At 48.5% G+C, this 2,802-nt stretch carries 5 protein-coding genes; 2 read left to right on the top strand and 3 right to left on the bottom strand.

Annotated elements, in window-relative coordinates:
- The 3 genes from IQ219_RS18745 to IQ219_RS18735 form a co-directional block, all read right to left on the bottom strand.
- On the bottom strand, window positions 1–296 hold a 296-nt coding region (locus IQ219_RS18745; protein WP_228017363.1), incomplete at its 3' end, for a Ycf66 family protein.
- Window positions 297–502: 206 nt separating this feature from the next.
- Window positions 503–739 (bottom strand): 50S ribosomal protein L28, encoded by a 237-nt coding sequence (gene rpmB / locus IQ219_RS18740; RefSeq protein ID WP_010871496.1) that lies wholly within the window; start codon window positions 737–739, stop codon window positions 503–505.
- Between the two features lie 85 nt (window positions 740–824).
- Window positions 825–1,412 (bottom strand): hypothetical protein, encoded by a 588-nt coding sequence (locus tag IQ219_RS18735; RefSeq protein ID WP_194073611.1) that lies wholly within the window; start codon window positions 1,410–1,412, stop codon window positions 825–827.
- A 134-nt stretch (window positions 1,413–1,546) separates the two neighbouring features.
- Here IQ219_RS18735 and IQ219_RS18730 point away from each other — a divergent pair, with 134 nt between their 5' ends.
- Window positions 1,547–2,269, top strand: a complete 723-nt coding sequence (locus tag IQ219_RS18730; RefSeq protein WP_190598230.1) for a heme oxygenase (biliverdin-producing) — start codon at window positions 1,547–1,549, stop codon at window positions 2,267–2,269.
- Window positions 2,270–2,538: 269 nt separating this feature from the next.
- Window positions 2,539–2,802 (top strand): coproporphyrinogen III oxidase (locus IQ219_RS18725; protein WP_194073610.1); only part of this gene is annotated, 264 nt, incomplete at its 3' end.

The raw sequence follows: 2,802 nt of genomic DNA, 5'->3' as shown, positions 1-2,802 counted from the left end.
AACCAATCCAACAGGGAAAAACTCGGAACTTCCACAATGGATTTTCTGGCGATCGCCGCCCGGAGTCGGAGAGTTTGCCAGGCAAAGGCCAACACCAACACCACCACGGCTGCCTGGCCGAGGAGAATGGCTCCAGTGAAACGTTGAGCACAGTTCCAGAGCACTAGGCCATAGAAAAAGCCTACGCCACTCCAAAGGAAATCGTCCTTGCGATGCAGTTTGGGGGCAAAAAATGCCGAAAAGAAAAAAGCTAGACTGGCCAAAGCCACTGCACCGGATAGCATCAACGCCAACATCGGAAGTTACTCCATCGAGAAGTTCACCTTTCCATTCTGCGTTATCTTGACCTTCCTGTTAAATTATCGTCTTCCCCTGCTCTGTGCCCCTATGTCCTTACCCCCCAATGGCAAGGAGCGGGAACCATAATCGAAGATTCCGCCCCTCTCTGGATTTGTCCATGGGCCGTGATCTGGGATACCAATAAAAACTACAACCCCTATGCCTAGAATTTATTGAGGTTGATGCCGGCTTCTTTGGCCATGGCGTTAATGCCTTTGGATTCTAGAGTTTTAATGGCGGTGGTGGAAAGGCGTAGACGCACAAACCGATTACCTTCGGGCCACCAAACCCGTTTCCACTGTAAATTCGCCTGTTGTAATTTTTTGGTGCGGCGGTGGGAGTGGGATACAGCAAAACCGTTATTGGCTTTTTTTCCAGTCAGTTGACAGCGACGGGCCATGGCAAATCTCCTTATGATCAGATAAAGTCCGATCTAACACTATATCAGAGGATTATGGTTGGGCGATCGCCAGGGATTAAAGTTGCTAGAATTTGATGCCGCTGGGTTGGTCGGGGGTGGCCACAATGCGATGGCAACCGGAACTGGGTTTGGCCCATTGATATTGATACTCCACTGGATTGCCCCAGCAAATACCTAAAAATAACTCGGTTTGGGTGCAGTCCAACTCTGCCCATTCCCCCTGTTCCCATAGTTCTGCAAAAGATTCCCGTCGTAGGGGTCGGTGATGGTGAGCGATTAGCCAGTAATTTAACTTCTTCGTATGTCGTTGCCAAAATGCCAATATTTCCCTTTTAACAGCCATCAATTTTTCCTTGTCCCCTTCCACCGCTGTTAACTGGTTATGGATTTCGGGAAACTCGATGGATTCCCCCCGGAAATGGCATTGGCGCCACACCAACCCCGAAACGTTATGTTGCCGTTGATATTCATGGATCTGCTCACGAAAATCTTGATAGGCAAATACTTTCCCCACCTGGTCCAGGTCTATGGCCTTGGCCACAATGGGATTATCCAGGCGATCGCCGGGGGAGAGCAGCAGTCGTTTCCCCTGACAAGTGGCCCGTAGCTCCTGCTCCAAAATTTCTAGCAACTGCTGGGTTGTGTAGGTCATGGGGGGAGAGGGGACGTTAAAAAAACTTAATGGTACGACTTAACGAATCCGTTTAGGCTAATAAACTAGGCATATTTTTATCTTCCTTAACAGCCAACTTTTCATTCAACCCAAGATATACAGGTATTTTTAGCATGAGTGTCAACTTAGCTTCCCAGTTGCGGGAAGGGACGAAAAAATCCCACTCCATGGCGGAGAACGTCGGCTTTGTCAAATGCTTCCTTAAGGGCGTTGTCGAGAAAAATTCCTACCGTAAGCTGGTTGGCAATCTCTACTTTGTCTACAGTGCCATGGAAGAGGAAATGGCAAAATTCAAGGATCACCCCATCCTGAGCCAGATCTACTTCCCTGAATTAAACCGTAAACAAAGTTTAGAACAGGATCTGCAATTCTATTACGGTCCCAATTGGCGGCAGGAAGTAAAAATTTCTTCCGCTGGCCAGGCCTACGTAGACCGAGTGCGGGAAGTGGCCGCCACCGCCCCCGAATTGTTAGTAGCCCATTCCTACACCCGTTATTTAGGCGATCTTTCCGGTGGTCAAATTCTCAAGAAAATTGCCCAAAATGCCATGAATCTCCACGATGGTGGCACGGCTTTCTATGAATTTGCCGACATTGATGACGAAAAGGCTTTTAAAAATACCTATCGTCAAGCCATGAATGATCTGCCCATTGACCAGGCTACAGCGGAACGAATTGTGGCTGAAGCCAATGACGCCTTTGCCATGAACATGAAAATGTTCAACGAACTTGAAGGTAACCTGATCAAGGCGATCGGTATTATGGTCTTCAACAGCCTGACCCGTCGTCGTAGCCAAGGCAGTACGGAAGTAGGGCTCGCCACCTCCGAAAGCTAGATTCTCCTAGCATGACAATTTATCCAGGGAAAACTGGTGATTTTAGGGAACCGAATCAACCTAGAGTTGCCAGTTTTTCTCCGTCTGTTTAGAACCTGTTTGAGAAATCCCCCTAGCCCCTTAATTCTAGGAAAAATCGGACTTGCCCAAAGTCTCCTAACGTTGCCGGGAGCTTCATTAGTTCGATGTCAGGGTCAGGTTCTAGATCTTTCAGACGTACCTTCAGGTATTCGTAAACAAGTTACCCAAGCTCTTCAGCAATTTTCACCATGACCGTTTCTCCCACAACCCAACCCCAAACAACCCATTCCTTGCCACCGGCCGACGCAAAGCAACGGGTCAGCCAATTTATGCAGTCTCTCCAAGACGAAATTTGCCAAGGGCTAGAGGTCTTAGATGGTAAAGGCAAATTTCAGGAAGATAGTTGGCAACGGGAAGAAGGGGGCGGCGGCCGTTCCCGGGTTTTAACGGACGGAGATTTTTTGGAACAGGGAGGAGTTAATTTTTCTGAAGTCTGGGGCAAATCCCTACCC

The sequence above is a fragment of the Synechocystis sp. LEGE 06083 genome (assembly GCF_015207725.1).
Classification (GTDB): Bacteria; Cyanobacteriota; Cyanobacteriia; order Cyanobacteriales; family Microcystaceae; genus Synechocystis; species Synechocystis salina.
Note: the sequence above shows the minus strand (reverse complement) of the source record. Positions and strands in the feature narration are given on the sequence as shown.